We start from the raw sequence: 22,518 nt of genomic DNA, 5'->3' as shown, positions 1-22,518 counted from the left end.
CAACCCCCCGCACCGGCGCCGACCGCGCCAGGCATGGAAGAAAGGGACCCCCGCATGGCCGAGGAGCCCACCGTCGAACCGATCGCGATCATCGGCCTCTCGTGCCGGGTGCCGGGAGCCGGGGACGCCAGGCAGTTCTGGCGCAACCTCGCCGACGGAGTCGAGTCGCTGACGCACTTCACCCGCGAGGAACAGCGGGCGCTCGGCGTGCCCGACCACATCCTCGACGACCCGGACTTCGTACCGGCCGCGATGATGCTCGACGACCACCAGGGGTTCGACGCCGCGTTCTTCGGCATGTCGATCAGGGAGGCGGAGATCCGGGACCCGCAGCACCGGCTCTTCCTCGAACTGTCGCACACGGCCCTGGAGGACGCGGGTTACGACCCGTTCAGGTATCCGGGCGAGATCGGCGTCTACGCCGGTTCCGGCGGGGACTTCTACCAGTGGATCAACATCAGGAGCAACGCGCAGGCCCACGCGAACGCGGGCTGGCTCGCCGTCATGGTCGGCAACCACGTCGACTACTGCGCCACGCTGTCGTCGTACAAGCTGGACCTGCGCGGCCCGAGCTACACCCTGCACACCGCGTGCTCGACCTCGCTGGTCGCGATCCACGTCGCCGCCGAGGCCCTGCGCAACGGCGAGTGCGACATGGCCCTGGCGGGCAGCGCGATGCTCGACCTGCCGCAGGGCCAGGGCTACGTGTACGACGAGGACGGGATCGTCTCCCCCGACGGCCACTGCCGGGCCTTCGACGCCAAGGCGGCCGGGACGATCTGGGGCAGCGGCGGCGGCGTGATCGTGCTGAAGCGGCTGTCGGAGGCGATCGAGGACGGCGACAACGTCCGGGCGGTCATCCTGGGCAACGCGATCAACAACGACGGCGCGAGCAAGGTCGGGTTCTCCGCGCCCAGCATGGACGGCCAGGCCGCGGTGATCGCCCAGGCGCTCGGGGTGGGCGGGGTCGACCCGCGCACCGTCACCTACGTCGAGGCGCACGGCACGGGCACCGCGCTGGGCGACCCGATCGAGGTCGCGGCGCTGAGCAGCGTGTTCGGCCAGGACACCGACGACACCCAGTGGTGCGGCATCGGCTCGGTCAAGAGCAACATCGGCCACCTGGGCCAGTCGGCGGGCATCGCCAGCATCATCAAGGCGGTGCTGGCCCTGGAGAACGGGCTGATCCCGCCGACGCTGCACTACGAGAGCCCCAACCCGAAGATCGACTTCGCGCGGAGCCCGTTCTACGTGACGGGCGCGCCGACCAAGTGGGAGCGCAACGGCTTCCCCCGGCGGGCGGGCGTCAGCTCGTTCGGCATCGGCGGCACCAACGCGCACATCGTGCTGGAGGAGGCGCCGGCGCCCTCCCGCCAGGAGCGCGAGGGGCGCGAGCCCCGCCCGGCGCACCTGCTGCGGCTGTCGGGCAGGACCGACACCGCGCTGGCCGCAGCCGCCGAGCGCCTGGCCTCGCACCTGGAGGCCCACCCCGACGCCGACCTGGCCGACGTCGCCCACACCCTGCGGGTGGGGCGCAGGGAGCTGTCGCGCAGGAGCGCGGTGGTGGCCTCCGACGTCGCCGACGCGGTCGCCGCGCTCCGCGACCCCAAGCGCACGGTCTCCGGTGCCGCCTCACGGCGCACCCCGCGCCCGGCGTTCCTGTTCTCCGGGCAGGGCTCGCAGTACGCGGGCATGGGCGCCGAGCTGTACCGCACCGAGGAGGTCTTCAGGGACGCGGTCGACGAGTGCGCCGAGATCCTGCGGCCCGTGCTGGGCGAGGACCTGCGCGAGCTGATCTTCGCCACCGGCGAGGACGCCGACGAGCGGCTGCGGCAGACCGCGCTGACCCAGCCCGCCCTGTTCACCGTGGAGTACGCCCTGGCCGCGCTCTGGCGCTCGCTGGGCGTCGAGCCCGCCGGGATGATCGGCCACAGCATCGGCGAGTACGTCGCGGCGACCGTGGCCGGGGTCTTCAGCCTGCCGGACGCGCTGCGGCTGGTGGCCGCCAGGGGGCGCCTGGTGCAGGGCATGCCCGCCGGGGCGATGCTCGCCGTGCAGCTCGCGCCGGACGAGATCGGGCCGCTGCTGCCCGACGGCGTGTCGGTGGCGACCGTCAACGGGCCCGGCACGTGCGTGGTGGCCGGTCCCCCGGCCTCGATCGCCGAGCTGTCGGCCCTGCTGGAGGAGGAGGGCGTCGGCAGGATGGAGCTGCGCACCTCCCACGCCTTCCACTCCTCGATGATGGACCCGATCCTGGGCGAGTTCCACGCGCTGGTCGCCGGGGTCGAGCGGTCGGCGCCGAGCCTGCCGTTCCTGTCGAACGTGACCGGCACCTGGATCACCGCGGACGAGGCGACGGACCCGTCGTACTGGGCCCGGCACATGCGCGAGCCGGTGCTGTTCGGCGACTGCGTGGCGGCCCTGCTCGCCGACGGCGACTGGATCATGATCGAGTGCGGCCCCGGCAGGCAGCTGTCCGGGCTGGCCAGGGCGCAGACCCCGCCGGGCGCGGTCGCGCCGCTGCCCTCCCTGCCCGGCCCCAAGGACGCCGGTGGCGACACCGGAGACACTGCCGTGCTGTCGGCCGCGTACGGCACCCTGTGGGTGAACGGCGTCGCGCTGGAGGCGTTCGGCGAGGAGGGCAACCGGGTCTCGCTGCCGACCTACCCGTGGGAGCGCCAGCGCGCCTGGATCGACCCCGACCCGCAGGGCGCGTTCGTCGGCGGCGTGGCCAACCCCGCGCCGGTCGAGGACGACCTGCCGCTGGACCGCTGGTTCAGCGTGCCGGTGTGGCGGCAGGTCCCGCCGGGACCGGCGCCGCTGTCGCCGGTCACCCGGGCCCTGGTGTTCGCCGACGACGGCTCGGCCGGGCTGGTGGACGCGCTGCGCGCGACGGGGACCGAGGTGATCGAGGTGCGGCCCGGCGACGGGTTCTCCTCGGAGAACCCGGAAGGCGTCCACACCGTGCGTCCCGCCGAGCGGGCCGACTACGACGCGCTGCTGTCGGCCGTGGGCGAGGTGCCGGGACGGGTGGTCCACGCGTGGACCGTCGGCGGTGAGCCCGCCGCCGGGACCGAGGGGACCTGGAAGGCTCAGGACCGCGGCTTCTTCAGCGTGCTGGCCCTGGTGCAGGCGCTGACCGCGGCGCAGCCCGCCGACGCCGCCGACGGGGTGGAGCTGACGCTGCTCACCTCGGGGGCCCAGGACGTCACCGGCGGCGACCTGCTCCGCCCTGAGCACGCGACCCTCGCCGGGTTCCCCCGGGTGGTGCCGCTGGAGACCCCGTGGCTGCGGGTGCGCCACGTCGACGTCGAGGGACGCGACTGGGCCAGGCACGCCGCCGCGGAGCTGGGCAGGAGGCCCGAGCCGGACGAGGCGGGGCTGCTGCCCACCGTGAGCATCAGGGGCGGCCGCCGCTGGCTGCAGCACTACGAGCAGCTGGAGGTGCCCGCGGCCGGGGCGTCCGCGCCGGAGACGGCCGAGGCGGTCGGCGGGCAGGCGGGCCCCCGGGACGGGCAGGTCTACCTGATCACCGGCGGCCTGGGCGGCATCGGCATCTCGCTCGCCGAGGACCTCGCCGCGCGGGCCCGGGTACGGCTGGTCCTGCTGTCCAGGTCCGGGCTGCCCGACCGGGCGGAGTGGGACGCGCACGAGGCCGGCCGCGCGGGCCGGGCGATCGCGGCGATCCGCAGGATGGAGGAGGCCGGGGCCGAGGTCCTGGTGCTCGCCGCCGACGTCACCTCTCCCGCCGACATGCGCAGGGTGCGGGAGGAGACGATCGCCGGGTTCGGCCGGGTGGACGTGATCGTGCACGCCGCGGGACTGCCCGGCGGCGGCATGGCCGAGATCAAGGAGCGGGCCGCCGCCGAGGAGGTGCTGGCGCCCAAGGTGGTCGGCACGCTCGCGCTGCGCGAGGCCTTCGCCGACCTCGACCTGGAGGCCGTGGTGCTCTGCTCGTCGATCACCGCGGTCGCGGGCGGCTTCGGCCAGGTCGACTACTGCGCGGCCAACAACTTCCTCGACGCGCACGCCAGGGGTGAGCACGGCTGGGGCTCGGCCACGGTCGTCTCCGCCAACTGGGGCAAGTGGCTGGAGGTCGGCATGGCGGCCGAGGTCGCCGCGCCCGCCGGGTTCGTGGCGCTGCAGCGCGGCGACCGGATCAGGGCCGTCGACCACCCCGTGATCTCCGCCTGGCACGAGGCCGACGGTGAGGAGCTCGGCTGGGCCGGGGGCAGCCTCTCCCCCGAGACCCACTGGGCGCTCGACGGGCACCGCATCTCCGGGGTGCCGGTGCTGCCGGGCACCGGCCACCTGGAGCTGGCCCGCTGCGCCGGCGAGGTGGTGCTGCCCGGCCCCGGCGTCGTCGAGCTGCGCGACGTGGTGTTCGTCGAGCCGCTGTCGGTGGCCGACGGGTCCTCCGCGGAGATACGGGTGACGTTCAGCACCGAGGCCGACGGCGCGGACTTCCAGGTGCGCAGCGTCATCGGCGGCGAGCAGCGCACCCACGCGCGCGGCACCGCGGCCAAGGTCGACGCCGGGCCGGCCGGGCACGCCGACGTGACGGCGATCATCGAGCGCTGCACCCCGGCGTCCGAGGAGCAGGGCGGCGTGCCGCTGTCCGGGCTGCTCACGCTCGGCCCCCACTGGGGCCACATGAGCAAGTGGTACATCGGCCAGAACGAGGCCCTGGGCCTGTTCGAGCTGCCCGCGGAGCTGTCGGAGGACCTGGACGGCTGGGGCCTGCACCCGGCGCTGCTGGACAGCGCCACCTCCTTCACCTGGATCGACGTCGTCGGCCACTACCTGCCGCTCGGCTACGGCCGCATCACCGTCAGAGACCGGCTGCCCGGCAGGTTCTGGAGCCACATGCGCTTCCGCGACAGCGGCACCGACGAGGTGCTGGCGGTCGACGTGACGCTCATCGACGCAGGCGGCAGGATCGTCACCGAGATCTCCGACTACGTGCTGCGCCGCATCAACACCGACGCCGTGGTGGCCGGGGTGACGGCCGACGCCGGAGCCCAGCGGGCGGGCACGGTCACCGTCCCCGACCAGGGCGGCCAGGTCGCGACGACCGCCGGAGGTCCCGACGCGGTCGGCATCCGCCCCGCCGAGGGCGCCGAGGCGTTCCACCGCCTGCTGGCCACCCCTCTCGGCGCGCAGGTGGTGATCGCCGCGACCCCGGTGGCCGCCTACCTGGCCGGTGTCGGATCGGTCACCCAGGAAACGGTCGAGACGGAGCTGGACCCGGCCGCCGTGTCGGACCGCCCCCGTCCCGGCGGCGCGGCTTCCGACGACTACGTGGCACCGCGCGGCGACGTCGAGACCGCCATCGCCCGGCTGTGGAGCGAGGTGCTCGGCGGCGAGCGCATCGGCGTCGACGACGACTTCTTCGAGCTCGGCGGCAACTCGCTGATCGCCGTACAGCTCATCGCCCTGATCCGCAAGGAGCTGGGCGTGCGGCTGCCGATGCGCAGCCTCTTCGAGGAGCCCACGGTGGCCGGCGTCACCGCGCTGATCGAGCAGGCACGCGCCACCGCGCCGGCGGCGGAGACCGCCCCGGCCGCGAACCAGACCATGATCCCCCGTCTCCCCCGCAGGAGTGAGCAGCAGTGAGCGAACCCCTTCCCGACACCAAGGTCGTCCTCAACGACGAGGAGCAGTACTCCATCTGGCCCTCGGGTCGCGACAACCCGGACGGCTGGCACGACGCGGGCTTCACCGGCACCAGGGACGAGTGCCTGGCCCACATCGAGCAGGTCTGGACCGACATGCGTCCGCGCAGCCTGCGCGAGGCGATGAAAGCGGGAGACGCGGGATGACAGAACAGGTGGTGGACGTCTTCCCGTCCTCCTCCGGGCAGGAGCGGATGTGGTTCCTCGCCCGCTTCGAACCCGAGCTCGCCGTCTACAACATCGGCATGCTCATGCCGATGAGCGCCCGCCAGCCGGTCGATCCGCGCCGGCTGGAGGCCGCCGTCGCCCACGTGGTACGCCGCCACGAGGTGCTGCGCACCGTCTTCGAGTTCAGGGACGGCCAGGTGGTGCAGATCGTCAGCGGCGCCGTCCCCCCGGTGCGGATCACCGAGACCGACCTCACCCACCTGCCCGCCGGCGAGCGTGAGGCCGAGCTCGCCAGGCTGGCCAAATCGGACTCGGTCACGCCGTTCGTGCTGGACCAGGCGCCGCTGTGGCGGCTGCGGCAGGTGCGGATGGGCGACGACGACCTGCGGCTGATCTGCGTGTTCGACCACACCGTGTTCGACGGCGTCTCCAGCCACGTCTTCGTCAACGAGCTGGAGGAGTGCTACGACGCCATCGGCGAGGGGCGCGAGCCCAAGCTGGCGGAGCTGCCCATCCAGTTCGCCGACTTCGCCGTCTGGCAGCGGAACCGGCTGACCGGGCGGTTCGTCGAGGAGGAGCTGGCGCACTGGCGGGAGCGGCTGGCCGGGATCCCGGCCGACCTCGCCCTGCCCGCCGACCGGCCGCGCCCGCGCAGCCGCTCCTACCGGGGCGAGATGCAGCTGGGCGCGTTCTCCCCTGAGGTGTCGGCCGGGATCGAGCGCCTGGCCAAGGACCTGAACTCGACGCTGTTCACGGTCATGCTCACCGCGTTCGCGACCGTGCTGGCCCGCTGGTCGGGGCAGTACGACGTGGTGGTGGGCACCCCCATCGCGGGGCGGCTGCTGCCGGAGACCGAACCCGTCATCGGCATGTTCGTCAACGCCGTGGCGCTGCGCGCCGACCTGACCGGCGACCCGACGTTCGCCGAGGCGGCCGGGCGGGTGCGCACCACGGTCGCCGAGGCCCTGGACCACCAGGAGCTGCCGTTCGAGCGGCTGGTGGAGGCGCTGCAGCCGACCAGGGACCTGAGCGTGCCGCCGATCTACCAGGTGATGTTCAACCTGGCCGCCGACACCAACGAGGGCCAGATCGCCAACGGCACCGCCAAGGTGGACCTGCAGCTGGACCTCAACATGCGCGAGGGGCGGCTGCACACCCGGCTGGAGTACAGCACCGACCTGTTCGACCGGTCCACGATCGAGCGGTTCGGCGCCTGCCTGGAGACGCTGGTCGAGGCCGCGGTCGCCGCCCCGGGGACGCCGATCTCCCGGCTGCCGCTGCTGACCCCCGCCCAGCGGGACCACGTCGTCGCGCTCGGCGCCGGCGAGGACCCCGGGCGCGTCGTGGACCTCCTGGCGGGCGCGCGGGACGCCGTGACCTCCGTGACCTCCGTGACCTCCGGGACCTCCGGGACCTCCGGGACCTCTGCGGCCGGTACGACGCTGACCTCTCTGATCGAGGCTCAGGTGGCCAGGACACCGGACGCGCCGGCCGTGGTCACCGGCGACGCCACGCTGACGTACGCGGAATTGGACGGGCGCGCCACCGAGCTGGCCCGCTGGCTGCGCGGGATCGGGGTGCGGCGGGGCAGCCCGGTGGCGGTGTGCGCAGAGCGGTCGGCCGAGCTGGTCGTCGGCCTGCTCGCGGTGCTCAAGGCGGGCGGGGCGTACGTCCCCCTCGACCCGGAGTACCCGCCGTCGCGGCTGGCGTTCATGCTGGCCGACAGCGGGGCCCGGGTGATGCTGACCCAGCGTCACCTGCGCGACCTGCTCCCCGAGGGCGCCGTCAAACCGGTGCTGCTGGACGCGCCCGACACCTGGGGACCGCAGCCCCCGGGAACGCCGCTTCCGGCGACCGGCCCGGACGACGCCGCGTACGTGATCTACACCTCGGGTTCGACCGGGCGTCCCAAGGGCGTCGTCAACACCCACCGGGGCATCGTCAACCGGCTCGCCTGGATGCAGGACCGGTTCGGCCTCACCCCGGCCGAGGCGGTCCTGCAGAAGACGCCGACGAGCTTCGACGTGTCGGTCTGGGAGTTCTTCTGGCCGCTGGTCACCGGGGCGTCCCTGGTACCGGTCCGGCCGGGCGGGCACCGCGACCCCAACCACCAGCGCGACCTGATCAAGGCGCACTCGGTGAGCACCGCGCACTTCGTCCCCTCGATGCTGGCCCTGTTCCTGGAGGAGACCGGCATCGAGTCGTGCCACTCGCTGAAGCGGGTGATCTGCAGCGGCGAGGAGCTGCCGCCGCGCCTGGCCGCCCGCTTCTTCGAGCGGCTGCCCGGGGTGGAGCTGCACAACCTGTACGGGCCGACGGAGGCGGCGGTCGACGTGACCGCCTGGCGGGTCGAGCCCGAGGGGGTGGACGCGCTGCACACGCTGCCCATCGGCCCGCCGATGCCGGGCAACCGCCTGCACGTCCTGGACGACCTGCTCCGGCCGGCGCCGGTCGGCGTGCCCGGGCACCTGCACATCGGCGGGGTCCAGGTGGCGCGCGGCTACGCGGGCCGCCCCGGCCTGACGGCCGAGCGGTTCGTGCCCGACCCGTACGGGCCGCCCGGCTCGCGGCTGTACGCGACCGGCGACCTGGCCAGGGTCCGCGCCGACGGGGACATCGAGTTCCTGGGGCGGCTGGACGACCAGGTGAAGGTGCACGGCTGGCGAGTCGAGCTCGGCGAGATCGAGGCCGTGATCGCCGAGCATCCCAAGGTGCGCCGGGCGGTCGTGGCGCTGCGCGACGACGCCCCCGGCGGGCGCGGGCTGGTCGGATACGTCGACTGGTCGGGAGACGCCTCGGCGCTCACCGCGGAGCTGCGCAGGACGCTCGCCAAGAAGCTGCCCGCCGCGCTCATCCCGCAGGCGTTCGTCGGGATCGACCACATCCCGCTCGGCCCCAGCGGCAAGCTCGACCGGGGCGCGCTGCCCGCGCCGACCGGTTCGGGCCGGGCCGACCTCGGAACGCCGTACACGGAGCCGCGCACCCCGCTGGAGACCGAGCTGTGCGCGCTGTGGAGCGAGCTGCTCGGCCGCGAGCGCATCGGCGTCGAGGACGACTTCTTCCAGCTCGGCGGCCACTCGCTGCTGGCGGTGCTGCTGGTCACCCGCTACCGGGAGACGTACGGCGTGGAGATGCCGCTGCGGCGGTGCTTCGAGATCACCACGGTGACCGAGCACGCCCTCGCCGTGCTGGAGCTGCAGCTCGGGGACGACGACGAGGAGCTGGCGGCGCTGCTCGCCACGCTGGAGGACCCCGCGGATGAGTGACCTGAGGGCGAAAGAGGAACCGGCGGCTCTGTTCACCGCGCTGGAGGGCCCCGCGGATGAGTGACCTGAGGGCGAAAGAGGAACCGGCGGCTCTGCTCGCCACGCTGGAGGGCCCTGCGGATGAGTGACCTGAGGGCGAAAGAGGAACCGGCGGCTCTGTTCACCGCGCTGGAGGGCCTCGCCGATGAGTGACCTGAGGGCGAAACTGGCGCGGCTCAGCCCGGAACAGCGGGCCGCGCTGGAGGAGAGGCTGCGGCGGCAGCCGCCGCCGCGGCAGCGGCCGTCGGGCATCCCCCGGCGCGCGGACGGCGGGGGGCCGCCTCCCCTGTCGTTCGGCCAGGAGCGCCTGTGGTTCCTGCAGCAGCTGGACCCCTCCGACGCCTCGTACAACATGTTCATGGTGCAGCGGCTGCGCGGGCACGTCTCGATCGGGGCGCTCCGGTACGCGCTCGGCCGGCTGGTGGAGCGGCACGAGACCCTGCGCGCCCGCTTCACCTCGCACGAGGGCAGCCCGGTGCAGGAGATCGGGCCGCCCCTGCCGGTCGAGCCCGACCTGATCGACCTCACCCGGCTGCCCGTCGCCGAGCGGGAGGCCCGCGCGACCGAGCTGGTCGCCGACCTCACCAACCGCCCGTTCGACCTGGCGGCCGGGCCGCTGCTGCGGGTCCACCTGATCACCATGTCGGGGACCGACCACGTGCTGTGCGTGGTGCTGCACCACATCGTGGCCGACGGCTGGTCGCTGAAGATCCTGCTGGGCGAGCTCGCCGCCTGCTACGGCGCGCACCTGGAGGGACGCGAGGCGGACCTGCCGGCGCCGGTGCTGGAGTACGCCGACTACGCGGCCTGGCAGCGCGGGCTGCTGGACGAGGAGCGGGTGCGCCGCCAGCTCGACTACTGGAGCGGGCAGTTGGCCGGGGTGCCCGCGCTGGACGTCCCCGCCGACCGGCCCAGGCCGCCGGTGAAGTCGTCCAACGGCGACTACGCGGCGCGGCGGATCGGGCGGGAGCTGACCGCCCGGCTGGACCGGCTGGCCAGGGACGAGCGGTGCACCCAGTTCATGGTGCTGCTCGCCGCCTTCCAGACGCTGCTCGGCGCCCACTCCGGGCAGGACGACGTGTGCGTGGGGTCGGTGATCGCCGGACGGGAACGCCCCGAGCTGGAGCAGATCGTCGGGTTCTTCCCCAACACGCTCGCGCTCCGCGGCGACCTGTCGGGCGATCCCGGCTTCAGGGAGTTGCTGGGCCGCGTCCGGGCGACGGTGCTCGACGCCTTCGCCCACCAGGACATCCCGTTCGAGCGGCTGCTCAACGAGCTGCGCGTCGAACGCGACCTGAGCACCACGCCGCTGTTCCAGGCGATGTTCGTGATGCAGGACAAGGAGGCGTCCGAGCTGGTCATGCCCGGCATCGAGACCGACGTGTTCGATCCGGGAGCGCGGCAGGCCAAGTTCGACCTGATGCTCGACGTGACGCCTCGCTCGGACTCGCTGTACGCGCTGCTGTCCTACAACGCCGACCTGTTCGAGCCGGACACGGTGGCCAGGATGCTGCGCAGGTACGAGCGCGTGCTGGAGGCCGTCGCCGACGATCCCGACATCCCGCTGTCCCGGCTGCGGGCCGCGATGCTGCTCCCCGAGGACCGCCTGCCCGCGGTCACCGCGTCCCTGTCCACCGCCCTTCCCTCACCCCTCGATCCCGCCGGTCCGGCCGGGGTGGTCGAGCTGTTCGAGGAGCGGGTGCGGCTGGCGCCGGACGCGGTCGCCGTCAGCCACGGCGACCGGCGGCTGAGCTACGCCGAGCTGCGCGAGCGCGCCGCGCGGCTGGCGGCGCGGCTGGCCGCTGAGGGGGCCGGCCCCGAGACCGTGGTCGCGGTGTGCGCCCGGCGCGGTCCCGAGCTGGTCGTGGCACTGCTGGCGACGGCCATGGCGGGAGGCGCCTACCTCCCGCTCGACCCCGCCTACCCGGCCGAGCGGCTGCGCTGGATGCTGCGCGACAGCGGGGCCGCGCTGCTGCTGTCCCAGGGCGGCCCGCCGGAGTGCGACCTGCCGACGATCCCGCTCGACGGCGTCGCGGACGGCCCCGCCGCCGGGGAGGACCGGAAGGCCGCAGAGGATCCGAATGCCGCGGACGGCTCACCGTCCGGCGCGCGCCTTCACGGGCCGGGCGAGCCCGGCGCCCCGACGTCCGCCGGGGAGGGCCGGGTGACGAGGCCCGGCGGGCCGGGGAACCTGGCGTACGTGATCTACACCTCCGGTTCGACCGGCACCCCGAAGGGCGTGCAGGTCGAGCGGCGGGCGCTGGACGCGCGGGTGGCGTGGATGCGCGCCGAGTACGGCATCCGGCCGGACGACCGGGTGCTCCAGTTCGCCTCCGTGGGCTTCGACACGCACGCCGAGGAGATCTACCCGGCGCTCACCTCGGGGGCCGAGCTGGTGCTCGCCCCCGACGAGCCGCTTCCCGACTTCCTGCGGACCCCGCGGGGCGCGTCGCTGACGGTGATGGACCTGCCCACCTCCTACTGGCAGGAGCTGGTCGCCGCCCGTACCTCCTGGCCGCCCGCGCTGCGCCTGCTGATCCTGGGCGCCGACCCGCTGCCGGGACCGGCGCTCGCCGCCTGGTACGAGGCGCACGGCGAGCGCGTCACCCTGGTCAACAGCTACGGGCCGACCGAGACGACGATCATCGCCACCGCCGGGGAGCTCGACCCTGCCGAGGCGTCCAGGCGGCCGACCGTGGGTCACCCGCTGTCCGCCACCCGCGTCCACGTGCTGGACGAGCACGGCGCCCGGGTGCCCGCCGGCGCGCCCGGCGAGCTGTGCGTCGGCGGCGACGGGCTCTCCCGCGGCTACCTGGGCTCGCCCGCCCTGACGGCGGAACGCTTCGTGCCCGACCCCTACGGCCCGGCAGGTTCGCGCCTGTACCGCACCGGCGACCGGGCCAGGTTCCGGCCCGACGGGCGCCTGGAGATCCTCGGCCGCCTCGACCGCCAGGTGAAGATCCGGGGCTACCGCGTGGAACCCGGCGAGATCGAGGCCCGCCTGCTGGCCCACCCGTGGGTGGGCCGGGCGACCGTGACGGTCAGGGAGGACACCCCCGGCGACCGCCGCCTGGTCGCCTACGTCGTACGGCACGACCGGACCGCCGGCGGGCAGGCGGCCGATGAGCGGGTGGCCGATGAGCGGGCGGAAGGTGCCCGCGAGCGGTCCGGGCACCGGCCCGACGGCGGGGAGCTGCGGGAGTACCTCGCGGCGGAACTGCCGCCGCACCTGGTGCCGAGTGCCGTGGTGGAGGTCGCGCGCATCCCGCTCACCCCGAGCGGGAAGGTCGACCAGGGCGCGCTGCCCGCCCCCGAGCACCGCTCGGACGAGGGGTACCTGCCCCCGGAGACCGCCACGCAGGAGCTGGTGTGCTCGGTGTGGGCCGAGGTGCTGGGAGTGGAGCGGGTGGGGGCGCTCGACGACTTCTTCCAGCTCGGCGGCCACTCGCTGCTGGCGACCAGGACGATCGCCAGGCTCTCCGCGGCGACCGGGCTGGACGTGCCGTTGAAGCTGGCCTTCAGTCACCCGTCCGTACGGAGGCTGGCGCAGGCGCTGGACGCGCTGGCGGAGGCCGGGCCCGGCGCGGGTCCCGAAGCGGGGCCCGGACCGGTACGGCGGCCCGAGGGCACGGCGCCGCCGCTGTCGTTCGCGCAGGAACGGCTCTGGTTCATGGAGCAGTTCAGCCCGGGGACCGGCGCCTACGTGCTGCCCGCCGCGGCACGGCTGCGCGGGCCGCTGGACCTCGCGGCGCTGGACGCGCGGCTGGACGCCGCCGTGACGCGGCACGAGAGCCTGCGGATGCGTTTCCCCGCCTCCTCCGACGGAAGGCCCGAGGTGCGGGTCGTCCCGGCCGGGGACCCGGAGGCACGAATCGCGATCCGTGTCGTCGAGGCGGGGACCGCTTCGACGGGACCGGCCGCGACGGCCGGCTCCGGGACGGAGGCGGCGGAGGCGGAGGCGGAGGCACGGCGGGTCGTCAGCGCCGACGCGGCACGCCCCTTCGACCTCGGCGACGGCCCGCTGCTCCGGGTGACCCTGGTCAGGCTCGCCCCGGCGGACCACGTGCTGCTGGTCGCCGTCCACCACATCGTGGCCGACGGCTGGTCGGCGGAACTCCTGCTGGACGAGCTGCTCTCCGGGCACGACGGCCGCAACGAGCGCGCCGGCCGGCCGGAGCCGCGCGTCGGGTACGGCGACTACGCGCTCTGGCAGCGCGAGCGCCTGGCCGGACCGCGCCTGGAACGGCACCTGGAGTTCTGGCGGGAGGAGCTGGCCGCGCTGCCCCCGCTCGACCTTCCGCTCGACCGGCCCCGGCCGGTCCGGCAGGGGCACCGGGGCGCCTGGCACGACCTGCGGCTGGACGCCGGGCTCACAGGGGCGCTCGGCGACCTGGCGCGGGAACGCGGCGCGACCCTCTACATGGCGCTGCTGTCCGGGTTCCAGGCCGTGCTGTCCCGCTGGTCGGGACAGCACGATTTCGCGGTGGGCTCGCCGGTCGCCGGTCGCGACCTGACGGAGTTCGAGGACGTGGTCGGGTTGTTCGTGAACCTGCTGCCGCTCCGGGCCCGCCTGGCGGGCGATCCCACGTTCACCGAGTTGCTCGGCCGCACCCGCGACGCGGCCCTGGAGGTCTACGGCCACCAGGAGTTGCCGTTCGAGAAGCTGGTCGCCGAACTGGACCTGGCCAGGGACGCCACCCGCCCGCCCGTGGTGCAGGTGCTCTTCGCCCTGCAGAGCTACCTGGGCGGCACGGTCCCGGCAGGACGGCCCGTACCGGTGGCCGGGCCCGTGGTGTCCACCCCTGGGGAGGGGACCGGGGCCGCGGCGGCGGCGGCCGGGCGGACGACCGGGTCCACGGCCGAGCGGGCGGGAGGGCCGGTGGCCGAGCCGTTCGTGCCGGACACCACCTCGACCCGGTTCGACCTGGAGCTGTACGCCTCGGAGACCGGTGCCGGCCTCGCGGCGAGGTTCGTCTACAACCGCGACCTGTTCCTGCCGGAGACCGTCGAGCGGCTCGCCGCGTCCTTCGAGACGTTCCTGCGCGCGGCCGTCGCCGCTCCGGGGACCCGCGTGGGCGACCTGGAGATGCTCTCCCCCGGGGAGCGGGACCTGGTGCTGACGGGCTGGAACGCCACCGAGACCGCGTACCCGCCCGAGGAGACGCTGCACGGTCTCGTCGAGGCGCAGGCCGCGCGGACTCCCGGCGCCCCGGCCGTGGTCTTCGAGGGCGAGACGCTGACCTACGCGGAGCTGAACGACCGCGCCGACCTGCTCGCCGCGCGGCTGCGCGCCGGTGCCGGCAAGAAGGCGGAGCGGGTGTTCGCCGTGCGGGCGGAGCGCTCGATCGACCTGCCCGTACGGCTGCTCGCCGTGCTCAAGGCCGGGGCCGCCTACCTTCCCCTCGATCCGGGGCTGCCCGAGCGCCGTGTCGAGGCCATGCTCGCCGACGCCGGGGCCGTGGAACTCACCGCCGCCCTCGACGCCTCAGCGGAACCGGCGGACGCGGGCAGCCGGGCGGGGGATCCGCCCGGCTCGCTCGCGTACGTGATCTTCACCTCGGGGTCCACGGGGAGGCCCAAGGGCGTCGGGGTGCCGCACCGGGCGATCGTCAACCGGCTGCGCTGGATGCAGGACACGTACGGCCTGGACGCGGGCGACGCCGTGCTCCAGAAGACCCCCGCCGGGTTCGACGTGTCGGTGTGGGAGTTCTTCTGGCCGCTGATCAGCGGGGCCCGCCTGGTGCTCGCCCGCCCCGACGGCCACCGGGACACCGCCTACCTGCGCGACCTCGTCGTCGAGCGGGGAATCACGACGGTGCACTTCGTCCCCTCGATGCTCGCCGCCTTCACCGCGGAGGAGCGGATCGAGGAGTGCGGCTCGCTGCGCCGGGTGATCTGCAGCGGCGAGGAGCTGACGGCCGGGGCGGCGGAGCGGCTGACCGCGCGGTTGCCCGGGGTGGAGCTGCACAACCTCTACGGGCCGACCGAGGCCGCGGTCGACGTCTCCCGGCACCGCTACACGCCGGGCGAGAAGGTCGTCCCGATCGGCCGCCCGGTGGCCAACACCCGCCTGTACGTGCTGGACGGGGCGTTGCGCCCGGTACCGGCCGGGACGCCGGGCGAGCTGTTCATCGGCGGGGTCCAGCTGGCCCGCGGCTACCTGGGGCGGCCGGGTCTCACCGCCGAACGGTTCGTCCCCGACCCCTACGGCCCGCCGGGCTCCCGCCTGTACGCCACCGGGGACCGGGCGCGATGGCGGCGTGACGGCGAGATCGAGTACCTCGGCCGCCTCGACGCCCAGGTCAAGATCCGCGGCATGCGCGTCGAGCCCGGCGAGATCGAGGCCGTGCTCGGCGGGCACCCGGACCTGAGCGCCGTGGCCGTCGGCGTGTGGCACGACGGCGCCGGAGCCCGGCTGGTCGGGTACGGGGTGCGGCGCGAGGGGACGCGGGACACAGCGGATACAGCGGACGCTGGGGACGCCGATCCCCGCGAGTGGCTCAGGGGCGAGCTGCCCGAGCACATGATCCCCACCGCGTGGGTGACGCTGGAGGCCCTCCCGCTCACCCCCAACGGCAAGCTCGACCGGGCCGCCCTGCCGCCACCGCCCGGCCGGGGCGACCTCCCCTGGGAGCCGCCGCGCACCGACGCGGAACGCGCCGTCGCCCAGGTGTGGCAGGACGTGCTCGGCCTGAACAAGGTCGGCCGTCACGACGGGTTCTTCGGCGTCGGGGGCGACTCGATCCGCAGCCTCTCGGTGGTGGCCAGGCTGCGGGACCTGGGCTACGGGCTCGACCTGCAGCAGCTGTTCACCCACCAGACCGTGGCCGAACTGGCCTCCGTACTGGACACACCGGACACCGGGCCCGCCGCGACGGCGACCCCGGAGCCGGAGGCCGCGACCGGGGCGACCGAGGCGTTCGGCATGCTCGGCGCCGCGGATCTGGCCAAGCTCAGGAAGGGCGAGCGATGATCGAGGACGCGTACCCGCTGGCCGCGCTGCAGGCGGGGATGCTCTACCACAGCGAGCTCGAACCGGACAGTCCCACCTACCACGACCTGATGACCGTCACTCTGCGCGGCGCCCTGGACGTCCCGGCGCTGACCGGGGCGCTGGCCGGGGTCGCGGCCGGGCACCCGGTGCTGCGCACCTCGTTCGACCTGACCGGGTTCAGCGAGCCGCTGCAGCTCGTCCACGACACCGCCACCATCCCGCTGGAGGTCGCCGACCTGCGATCGGACGGGGACGGTCCGGACGGGGACGGCCCCCGGGAGCGGCTGGCCGCGTGGCGGGAGGCCGAGAAGCACACCGGGTTCGACTGGTCGTCGCCGCCTCTGCTGCGGGCGTACGCGCACGTGCTGGACGACGACGAGTTCGCACTGAGCCTCAGCTTCCACCACGCCGTCCTCGACGGCTGGAGCGTCGCGGCGCTCGTCACCGAGCTGCTGGGCCGCTACGCCGCCCGCGGCTCGCGCGAACCCGCCCCGCCCCGGGCCCTGTTCAGGGATCTCGTGGCGGCCGAGCGGGCCGCGGTGGGCTCGGCGGCGGCGCGGGAGTTCTGGCGGGATCGGGTCGAGGACGCCCCGGAGAGCCGCCTGCCCAGGCTGCCCGGGTTCCCGGCCGGCGGGCCGCGCGCCGCCGAGGTGGTCGCCGTACCGGTGCCGCACGAGACGGTGGCGGCGCTGGAGCGGCAGAGCCGCGAGCTGCGGGTCCCGCTGCGCACCACCCTGCTGGCCGCGTACGTGACGGCGCTGGGCCTGGTCACCGGCGAGCGGGAGGTCATGACCGGCGTGCTCAGCCACGGCAGGCCGGAGACCGAGGGGGGCGGCGAGGTGCTGGGGCTGTTCCTCAACACGCTGCCGCTGCGGGTCCGCCTCGACGCCGACGACCGGGCCGACCGGGCCGGGCTGGTCAGGCGGGTCTTCGAGGCCGAGGTGGCCGCGGTGCCGTACCGGCGCTACCCGCTGTTCGAGATCCAGCGGATCGCGGGCCGCTCGCCGCTGCTGGACACGCTGTTCGACTTCCGGGACTTCCACGTGTACGGAGGGCTGTCCGGTGACGGCGTGGCGATCACCGGGCAGGAGTTCTTCGAACAGACCGACATGCCGTGCACGGTGGCCTTCGTCCGGGTGCCCGGCGGCGGCCTCACCCTCACGGTCTCCTACGACGCCTCCCAGTTCCCGGCGGAGCAGATGGAGTCCCTGGCCGGGCGGGTGATCGACGCCCTGACCGGCGAGCCGGGCGTGGGCGAGGCGGAGAACGACGCGATCGACCGCTGGAACGCCACCGGGCGCGAGCACCCGGGCGGCACGCTGCACGGCCTGGTGTTCGCCCAGGCGGGGCGGACGCCCGATGCTCCGGCCGTGGGTTTCGAGGGCTCGTGGACCACCTACCGCGAGCTGGCCGGTCGGGCCCTGGCGATCGCCGGGGAACTGCGCCGCGCCGGGGTGTCACGCGATCAGCCGGTGGGGGTGCTGCTCGAACGGAGCGCGGACCTGCCCGCCGCGCTGCTGGGCGTCCTCGCCGCCGGGGGCGCCTACCTGCCGCTGGAGCCCGGCCACCCGGCCGGTCGGACGCGGGGCATGCTCGACGACGCGGGCGCCTCGATACTGCTGACCTCCGCCGACCTGGCGGGCGAGGCTCCTGAGGGTACGCGGGTCGTCCTGCTGCCCACCGTCTCGGCGGCTTCCCCGGAGGCTCCCACCGAGATCTCCTCGCGGGAGGATCCGCCGGACTCGCTCGCGTACGTGATCTTCACGTCGGGGTCGACCGGGAGGCCCAAGGGCGTCGGGGTGTCGCACCGGGCGATCGTGAACCGGCTGCGCTGGATGCAGGCGACGTACGGGCTCACCCCTGCCGACCGGGTCCTGCACAAGACGCCGGTCTCGTTCGACGTGTCGGTGTGGGAGCTGTTCTGGCCGCTGGTCACCGGCGCGGGGCTGGTGGTGGCGAGGCCCGGCGGGCACTACGAGCCCGGCTACCTCACCGAGCTGATCGCTCGCGAGGGGGTCAGCACGGCGCACTTCGTGCCGTCCATGCTGGACCCGTTCCTCGACACTCCCGGCCTGGAGGCCCTGGGCGTCCCGAACGCGGACACCCCGGTCATGGACCGGGTGGACGGGCCGGACGTGAGCGGGCCGGCTGTGGACGGGCCGGGCGCGGGCGGGCTGCGCAGGGTGGTGTGCTCGGGCGAGGCGCTCCCCGCCGACCTGGTGCGGCGCTTCGCCGAACGGCTTCCCGGGGTGGAGCTGCACAACCTCTACGGCCCGACCGAGGCCGCGGTCGACGTCTCCTGGCACCGGTGCGACCCCGCCGAGCAGGCGGTGCCGATCGGCCGTCCGGTCGACAACACCCGCCTGGAGGTGCTCGACGAGCGGTTCGGACGGGCGCCCGTGGGCACCCCGGGGCAGCTGTTCATCGGCGGGGTCCAGCTGGCCCGCGGCTATCTGGGCCGGCCGGGCCTCACCGCCGAGCGCTTCGTCCCCGATCCCCACGGACCGCCGGGTTCCCGCCTGTACGCCACCGGGGACCGGGCCCGATGGCGGCCCGACGGCGAGCTCGAATACCTCGGCCGCCTCGACACCCAGGTAAAGATCCGCGGCATGCGCGTCGAACCCGGCGAGATCGAGGCCGCGCTGCTCTCCGAGCCCGAGGTCCGCGCGGCGGCCGTCGTCGCCGACGGCGACCGCCTGATCGGCTACGTGGTGACCGGCGAGGCGGGGCCGGCGGTCGACTGGCGGGCCAGGCTGCGGGCCAGGCTGCCCGACCACATGATCCCGTCGGCCTGGGTGACGCTGGAGGAGCTCCCCCTCACCTCCAACGGCAAGCTGGACAGGAAGGCCCTGCCCGCGCCGGACCCGGCGGGCGCGGACGGATTCCGGGTGCCGCCGAGGGACCCGGTCGAGGGGCGGGTCGCGGCGATCTGGGAGGAGCTGTTCGACGTCCCCATGGTCGGGGTGTTCGACGACTTCTTCGACCTGGGCGGGCACTCGCTGCTGGCGCTCCGGCTGGCCGTGCGGATCAGGCAGGAGTTCGGCAGGGAACTGCCCGTGGCGACCGTGCTCGCCTCGCCGACCGTGGCGGGCCTGGCGGACGTGCTGCGCCGCCCGGAGGACCTGGGCGAGCAGCGGGTGGTGACGCTCAACGCGGACGGCGACCGCGTCCCGATCGTCCTGGTGCACGCCCTGGGCGGGCAGGTCTTCCGCTACCACCCGATGGCCCGCAGGCTCGGCCCCGACCAGCCCGTCTACGCGATCGCGGCCAGCGGCCTGGCGCCCGGCGAGGAACCGCACACCACGATGGCCGACATGGTCGAGGACTACGTCGACCGGCTGCGCGCCGTCCGTCCCAGCGGGCCGTACGTGCTGGGCGGGTTCTGCATCGGCGGGAACATCGCGCTGGAGATGGCCAGGCGGCTGCGTGACCTCGGCGAGGAGGTCCCGCTGCTGGTGCTGTTCTACTCCGACGCGGACGAGCCGGTGATCACCAGCTCGCTGGAGGACGACGCCTCGCTCATGACCCACGCGCTGGCGGGAGGACCGCTGGAGACGGACACCGCGGAGTTCGCCTGCCTCGACCCCGAGGAGATGCTGATGGCGGTCATCGCCGCCGCCGGGCGGGAGCGGCGGCTGGCGCCCGACACCGCCGACGTCGAGCAGGCCCGGCGTTTCCTGCGGGTGTTCCGGGCCAACGCCCACGCGGTCGGCCGCTACCGGCACGAGCCGTACGACGGTGACGTGGCGCTGTTCGCCCCCGCCGGTGACCGGCCCGATCTGGGCTGGAGCGGCGTGGTGAAGGGGAATCTCGCGATCGAGGCGATTCCCGGCGAGCGCGTGGTCATCCTGTTCGAACCCCTGGTCGCCGAGGCGGCCGCCAAGCTGAGGAGTTGGATCGACCATGGTGTCACCGGACACTGAGAGCCCCAAGAGCGCCGGAGCCCCTGAGGCTCCTCCCGAAGCCGCCGGTCCCGCGACCTCCGAAGGATCGGGAGGACCCGGAGGACCCGAGGATTCCGGGGACCACGGCGCCCCCGGGGGCGAGAAACGGCCCGAGGGGACCGGCGGCGACGGTCTCTGGCGCAACCAGGACTTCCTGCGGCTGTGGACCGGCCAGACCCTCTCCCAGTTCGGCTCGCAGATCTCGTACGTGGCGATCCCGCTGATCGCCGTCGTCACCCTGGGCGCGAGCGCGACCGAGATGGGCGTCCTCGGGGCGCTGATCCGGCTGCCGATGCTCGGATTCCTGCTGTTCGGCGTCTACGTCGACCGGATGCGCAAGCGGCCCGTGCTGATCTGGTCGGACCTGGGCCGGGCCGCGGTGCTCGCCCTGGTGCCGCTGCTGTACGTGATGGACAGCCTCACGCTCGGGGTGCTGTACGCGGTCGTGTTCGTCCTGAGCCTGCTGTCGGTGCTGTTCCAGGTCGCGTACCGCTCCTACTTCCCGTCGCTGGTGCCGCTGCGGCACCTGGGCGACGGCAACGGCAAGCTGCAGCTGAGCGAGTCGCTGGCGCAGACCGCCGGGCCCGGCGCGGCGGCGGCGCTGATCAAGGTGGTGGCCGCGCCACTGCTGATCATGATCGATGTGCTCTCCTACCTGTTCTCCGCGATCGCCATCCTCCTCATCCGCAAGCGCGAGGAGGTGCCCACCCCGGACGACGAGACGGCCGTGAGCGTGCACCGGGCGATCTGGGCGGGCTTCCGGTGGGTGATGGACCAGCCGATGATCCGGCCGCTGGCCATCGCCAGCGGGCTGTACTCGTTCTTCGTCATGGGCGCCATGCAGTCGATCTACGTGCTGTTCCTGCTGCGGGGCGGCCCCGACCTGCCGGTGGAATGGGTGGGGATCGTCATGGCGACCGGCGGCGTCGGCGCCATCCTCGGCGCGACCCTGTCGGTGCGGACCATGCGCCGTATGGGGATCGGCCCGACGCTGCTGTGGAGCACGATCATCGGCAACTGCGCGCTGCTGCTGGTGCCGTTCGCGTCGGGGCCGGTCTGGCTGGCCGCCGGGATGCTCGGACTCTCCCAGTTCGTCGTCTGGGCGAGCAACCAGGTCTTCTTCGTCAGCAACATGACGCTGGTGCAGTCGATCACCCCGCCGCACCTCCAGGCCAGGGTGATCGGCACGATCTACTCCCTCGGGCTGATCCCGGCCCCGCTCGGCGCCCTGGGCGCGGGCCTGCTCGGCGAGACCCTCGGCCTGCGCCCGGCCATCCTGCTCGCGGTGATCGCCGGAGCCATCCTGCCGATCCTGCTGCTGGTCTTCTCCCCGATCCCCAAGGTGAAGGAGATCCCCGGCACCTGACCGCCCGCGCGACGGCGCCCGTCCCCGGGCCCCACCGGGGACGGGCGCCGGTACGGGAGAGGATGATGGTAGGCCAGGCGGCGGGCACGGCCGAGGGAAGACCCCGGGCGGCCGCCCGGCTCGATCGCGCGACCTACGGTGCCATCGTCCTTCACATCCCGCTTCCACCCGGTAGGAGAACCATGACCACACTCGCCGACAGGACCATCGCGGCTCTGCGTACCACCCACGACGAGCTGGCGGCCCTCGTCCGGGGGCTGGACGACGCCGACCTCACCCGGCCCTCCGGCTGCTCGGAGTGGAGCGTCGCCCAGGTGCTCAGCCACCTCGGCAGCGGCGCCGAGATCGCTCTGGCGACGCTGCGCGCGGCGCAGGACGGCAAGGAGGCCCCGGGCCAGGACTTCAACCACCCGGTGTGGGACCGCTGGAACGCGAAGGAGCCCAAGGAGCAGGCCGAGGACTTCCTCGCCGCCGACGCCGACATCGTCTCGGCGTTCGAGAGCCTCGACGCCGGCGCCCGCGAGCGGCTGCAGATCAAGCTGGGATTCCTCCCCATGCCGGGCAGCGTCGCGCTGGTGGCCGGGATGCGCCTGAACGAGGCCGCCCTGCACGCCTGGGACGTCAAGGTCGCCTTCGATCCCGAGGCGACCGTCGGGCGGGACGCCGCCGGGGTGCTGACCGACCTGTACGCCGGGCCGCTCGACTTCCTGATCGGCTTCATCGGCAGGCCGGACGGCCTGGACCCGCGCCTGGCCACCACCCTCCGGGTCGAGACGACCGACCCCGGGAACCTCCAGGGGCTCACCCTCGGGGAGACCGTCGGCTTCAGCGAGGCCCCGGAGCCGGCCGACGTCACCCTGGCGCTTCCCAGCGAGGCCTGGACGCGCCTGCTCGGCGGCAGGCTGGCACCCGAGCACACCCCGCCGTCGGTGACCGTCACCGGCGACGGCGTCACCCTGGACGACCTCCGCCGGGTGTTCCCCGGTTTCTGACGACCGCCCGGCCCGTGCCCGCGGGCGGCGCCCTCCCGCCGCGCCGCCCGCGGGCAGCCGCGGCCCGGCCGCGC

Annotated in this window: 7 protein-coding genes and 2 pseudogenes; all 9 read left to right on the top strand. The window is 74.2% G+C overall.

Going from position 1 to position 22,518, the window contains the following annotated elements; genetic code table 11:
• The first annotated feature begins 54 nt into the window (after window positions 1-54).
• Window positions 55-5,616 (top strand): SDR family NAD(P)-dependent oxidoreductase, encoded by a 5,562-nt coding sequence (locus ACTOQ3_RS04165; RefSeq protein ID WP_440082066.1) that lies wholly within the window; start codon window positions 55-57, stop codon window positions 5,614-5,616.
• Window positions 5,613-5,822 (top strand): MbtH family protein, encoded by a 210-nt coding sequence (locus ACTOQ3_RS04160; RefSeq protein ID WP_440082065.1) that lies wholly within the window; start codon window positions 5,613-5,615, stop codon window positions 5,820-5,822. Before ACTOQ3_RS04165 ends, ACTOQ3_RS04160 begins: the two co-directional genes overlap by 4 nt.
• Entirely contained in the window at window positions 5,819-9,109 is a 3,291-nt protein-coding gene (locus ACTOQ3_RS04155; RefSeq protein ID WP_440082064.1) for a non-ribosomal peptide synthetase, read from the top strand. Before ACTOQ3_RS04160 ends, ACTOQ3_RS04155 begins: the two co-directional genes overlap by 4 nt.
• Before the next feature lie 184 nt (window positions 9,110-9,293).
• On the top strand, window positions 9,294-16,121 hold the full coding sequence (locus ACTOQ3_RS04150; RefSeq protein ID WP_440082063.1) for an amino acid adenylation domain-containing protein: 6,828 nt from the start codon (window positions 9,294-9,296) through the stop codon (window positions 16,119-16,121).
• Window positions 16,118-17,365: pseudogene (locus ACTOQ3_RS04145) on the top strand (condensation domain-containing protein); the annotation flags it as partial. The gene ACTOQ3_RS04150 and the pseudogene ACTOQ3_RS04145, both read left to right, overlap by 4 nt.
• Window positions 17,342-18,586: pseudogene (locus ACTOQ3_RS04140) on the top strand (AMP-binding protein); the annotation flags it as partial. The pseudogenes ACTOQ3_RS04145 and ACTOQ3_RS04140, both read left to right, overlap by 24 nt.
• A 165-nt stretch (window positions 18,587-18,751) precedes the next feature.
• Window positions 18,752-20,065, top strand: coding sequence for a thioesterase domain-containing protein (locus ACTOQ3_RS04135; RefSeq protein WP_440082180.1), 1,314 nt, complete (start codon window positions 18,752-18,754; stop codon window positions 20,063-20,065).
• Window positions 20,046-21,452, top strand: coding sequence for an MFS transporter (locus ACTOQ3_RS04130; protein ID WP_440082062.1), 1,407 nt, complete (start codon window positions 20,046-20,048; stop codon window positions 21,450-21,452). Before ACTOQ3_RS04135 ends, ACTOQ3_RS04130 begins: the two co-directional genes overlap by 20 nt.
• 182 nt (window positions 21,453-21,634) lie before the next feature.
• Window positions 21,635-22,444 carry a maleylpyruvate isomerase family mycothiol-dependent enzyme gene (locus ACTOQ3_RS04125; protein WP_440082061.1) on the top strand — a complete coding sequence of 270 codons (810 nt, stop codon included), beginning with the start codon at window positions 21,635-21,637 and terminating at the stop codon, window positions 22,442-22,444.
• The last annotated feature ends 74 nt before the right edge of the window (window positions 22,445-22,518 follow it).

Source organism: Streptosporangium sp. LJ11 (assembly GCF_051918945.1).
GTDB lineage: Bacteria > Actinomycetota > Actinomycetes > Streptosporangiales > Streptosporangiaceae > Streptosporangium.
This window is presented reverse-complemented; position numbering and strand designations above follow the sequence as displayed.